The sequence below is a fragment of the Anabaena sp. AL09 genome, assembly GCF_001672255.1.
GTDB lineage: Bacteria > Cyanobacteriota > Cyanobacteriia > Cyanobacteriales > Nostocaceae > Dolichospermum > Dolichospermum lemmermannii.
This window is the reverse complement of record NZ_LJOQ01000029.1, coordinates 27615-31047: the sequence shown is the minus strand read 5'-3', so window position 1 is coordinate 31047 and position 3433 is coordinate 27615. Positions and strand designations below refer to the sequence as shown.

At 38.4% G+C, this 3433-nt stretch carries 4 protein-coding genes and 1 pseudogene; 2 read left to right on the top strand and 3 right to left on the bottom strand.

The genetic code is table 11. The features are described 5' to 3' along the window. Window positions 1-81: 81 nt before the first annotated feature. Window positions 82-369, top strand: a pseudogene (locus AN490_RS05115) (Uma2 family endonuclease); the annotation flags it as partial. Here the strand turns inward: AN490_RS05115 and AN490_RS05110 are convergent. After that, a complete protein-coding gene (locus AN490_RS05110; protein WP_300000596.1) occupies window positions 361-531 on the bottom strand; it encodes a hypothetical protein in 171 nt (56 codons plus the stop codon). The pseudogene AN490_RS05115 and the gene AN490_RS05110 overlap by 9 nt on opposite strands. Before the next feature lie 21 nt (window positions 532-552). Here AN490_RS05110 and rdgB point away from each other — a divergent pair, with 21 nt between their 5' ends. Beyond that, on the top strand, window positions 553-1125 hold the full coding sequence (rdgB, locus tag AN490_RS05105; RefSeq protein ID WP_148761172.1) for an RdgB/HAM1 family non-canonical purine NTP pyrophosphatase: 573 nt from the start codon (window positions 553-555) through the stop codon (window positions 1123-1125). Window positions 1126-1127: 2 nt separating this feature from the next. Here rdgB and AN490_RS05100 read toward each other — a convergent pair whose 3' ends face one another. Both AN490_RS05100 and AN490_RS05095 read right to left on the bottom strand, forming a co-directional pair. After that, entirely contained in the window at window positions 1128-2474 is a 1347-nt protein-coding gene (locus tag AN490_RS05100; RefSeq protein WP_300000593.1) for a hemolysin family protein, read from the bottom strand. A 90-nt stretch (window positions 2475-2564) separates the two neighbouring features. Beyond that, window positions 2565-3260 carry a hypothetical protein gene (locus tag AN490_RS05095; RefSeq protein WP_300000591.1) on the bottom strand — a complete coding sequence of 232 codons (696 nt, stop codon included), beginning with the start codon at window positions 3258-3260 and terminating at the stop codon, window positions 2565-2567. Window positions 3261-3433 lie beyond the last annotated feature (173 nt).

Here is a 3433-nt window from a genome sequence, read left to right as displayed (position 1 = left end):
AGACCTCTACTTGTGCTGGAGAAATCCTGGGCGAGCAAGTCATATCTTTGAACAAAGAATCCCCGTCTCTTTAGAGCGGGGAGTGTCAATAATCCTGTGTTAATTGTGGAAGTTTTATCTAAATCAACAAAAGATTATGACCGTGGTGATAAGTTTCTTTATTATCGCTCAATTCCTGAATTTAAAGAATATATTTTAATTGACCAAACTAAATATTATGTAATGCAGTATGTGAAAACTTCGGAAAATCAATGGATTTTGACAGAGTATGAAACTGAAGATGCTCTGATAAATTTGTCATCAATTAATGTAGGATTATCTTTGAAGCAATTATATAAAAAAGTCAATTTCTCGGAAAATTTAGAATAAAAAATCTCGGAATTTGGTGATTACCTTTTTATTAACAACTAACAACTGTACGGGCGAAGCATTTGGAGAACTATTTTTGGCAATGACCGACGAAGCATTTGGAGAACTATTTTTGGCAATGACCGATAATTTATCTTCCAAATGCTTCGCCCCTACTGACAACTGACAACTGACAACTAACCAATGAATAAATTACTAGTAGTAGCGACAGGAAACCCCGGTAAATTGCGAGAAATGCAAGCTTATTTAGCTGATTCTGGATGGGAATTAGCTTTAAAACCGGAAGATTTGGATGTGGAAGAAACGGGAGAAACTTTTGCGGAAAATGCTGGTCTGAAAGCCTCGGAAATTGCCAAAGTTACAGGTAATTGGGCGATCGCTGATGATTCTGGTTTAAAGGTAGATGCTCTCAATGGTGCGCCGGGGGTGTATTCTGCTCGTTATGGGAACACGGATACAGAAAGAATTGAGAGGTTATTAAGAGAATTAGGTGATCAGGAAAATCGTCAAGCTCAATTTGTGTGTGCGATCGCAGTTGCAAATCCTCAAGGAGAAATAGTGATTCAATCTGAGGGTATTTGTCACGGTGAAATTTTGTTTGCACCTTCTGGAGATGGTGGTTTTGGTTATGATCCGGTTTTTTATGTACCAGAGAAACAATTGACTTTTGCCCAAATGACGACGGATTTAAAAAAATCAATTAGTCATCGTGGTAATGCTTTAAAAGCCTTAGTTCCTCAATTATTGAGTATTTAAGATTAAGAATCTAAAATTTTAATTTGGATTTGGTGAAGACGCGGACCAATAATTGAGATCACCGTAAATTCAAGATGATCATAATTAAAGATTTCGCCTTTCTTGGGGATTTTTTGGCATTGATAAAGTAAAAATCCGCCCAAAGTCAGATATTCTCTAGTTAAAGGTAAATTAAGATGTAAGACTTGATTAACTTCTTCTAGATTGATTTGAGCTTGCACTAAAAATGTCTGTTGGTCTACCATTTGGATCAGCAAATCATTAATGCTATCAAGTTCACCGGAATGACCGATAATTTCAGCAATAATGTCTTGAGTAGTCACCAGTCCGACAGTTCCCCCAAATTCATTGACTACCATTACCATAGAGGGTTTCTCTTGCTGCATCATTGGCAAAATTTCACTTAATAGGGTTTGTTCTGGCACAAATCGGGGCGGACGCATCCACGGTTGGATTTGTGTTTCTGGTGTGATTTTTCCTAAAGCCAAGGGTTGTGCTAAATCTTGAAAGTAAACTATACCGCGAATGTCGTCTAAAGATTCGCCAATGATCGGATAACGAGAGTGACCAGTAGATGCTATTTCCTCAAGTAATCCCTGAAAACTGGCGGTTATGGGTAAAGCAATAATGCTAGTTCGGGGAATCATGATGTCTTCAGCCGTAATATCTCCGAATTCAAAGACGTTATTTAAGAGTTCTCGTTCTGCATTTTCTAAACCTGTAGATTCTCGTTCTGTGGAGATAATTAATTGTAATTCTTCTGGTGTGACTGGAGGCCGCCAACTTTGTCCCGTGTATTCAATCCCAAATAATCGTAATAGCCAATAAGTTGAGTGGTTGAGAACCCAAATAAAGGGACTAAAAAAACGGACTATTGATTTAACTGATGGACCTAAAAGCCTAGCTAGATGTTCTGAATACAACATTGCTACTGATTTTGGACACAATTCGCCTAAGACGATTTGTAGGTAAGCAATGGCAAAAAAGGCCATGGGGACTGATAAAGAATGAGCTAGTAGATAATTAATTCTGAAAGGTAACGGCCAGGAATTGAGCCATTTTTCTACCAATACAGCAATTGTACTTTCGCCAATCCAACCCAGTGCCAGACTAGAAAGGGTGATACCTAGTTGGGCTGTAGATAGTAGTCTATCAATACTACGCTGTAGTGTTTCCACTGACATCGCCCGGACATCACCCGCTTGTACTAACTGTTGAATCCGAGTTCGCCGCACTGTCACCATTGCAAACTCTGCCGTCACAAAAAAGGCATTGATAGCAATTAACACTAGCACACTACACAACCGCAGCCCCACATCTGTCCAACTTAAAGTAGAAAGATCACTCACTGTCTAAGGTGATGTCAAATTTGACATTAGTGTAAGAAAATACCATCTAAAATCCTGCGACTGACCGAAATTGAAGTCCAAAATGGAATCTTAATTCCCTTTTTCTACAGGAATATCAGATAATTGTAACTTGAGTTTTTGAGCAGGATAATCAGTCAAAGATAGAGATATCTGTTTGACATCATCAAGTAAAGCTGTGGGAATGCTAATTGTACCTTTAAATTCCGCACCTTTTGCGGGCAATTCTGCTGGTAAACCTTCTGTAATTGCACTCAAAGTTCTGCCTTTATCGTCGGTAATATCTAAAAAACTATAGAGAAACCGCACAGAATCACCACCTTTATTCTGCATATTCACTTTTAGTAGTAAATCACCACCCGAATAGCGAATAGATTTTACAGACATAGTTACACCTTCACTTTCAGCAGTTATAGGAAATCCTGGTTGAGAAGTTTCTGGTGCTGCGGGTTTTTCCTGTGGCTGCGGCTGGGTAATTTTAATTTCTTCTTCTTCTGATTTGTCTGGTTTATTACCCTTTTTTTGGTCGCTAATTCGTGATTTCACGACTTTGAGAATATCTTCCTCTTTTAAGAAAGCTTCATTTTCCTGTTGGGGGTTATTGGCTTTGCTGCTGTTAAATTTAGTCGCAGGACGACCATCTGGTGTAGTGACACCTTTAAGTGCCATACTTCCCAAGGTAAAGCCCAAAAAACCACTTGCAGAACCAGCACCCAACATGAGGGTTAACAAAATTAAGGTTAGTAGTACAGTAGTATTTATTTTCATTGCAGTGTAGTTATCAGCGAATAGGAATTCAGATTTAGTTACTATATATGCTACTAAGGATTTTTGAGTTTGGCATTATTAATCTTAGAGGATGTTTGAAAAGTGGTATTCCGTAATTTTCATCACATTGCTACCCCCCTTTCCCCTTGTAAAGGGGGGAAACAATAAAAATC

What these genes read in the sequence shown, in the direction of transcription:
- rdgB (WP_148761172.1), top strand. Translation starts at nt 553, where the DNA reads ATGAATAAATTACTAGTAGTAGCGACAGGAAACCCCGGTAAATTGCGA.
- AN490_RS05095 (WP_300000591.1), bottom strand. Translation starts at nt 3,260, where the DNA reads ATGAAAATAAATACTACTGTACTACTAACCTTAATTTTGTTAACCCTC.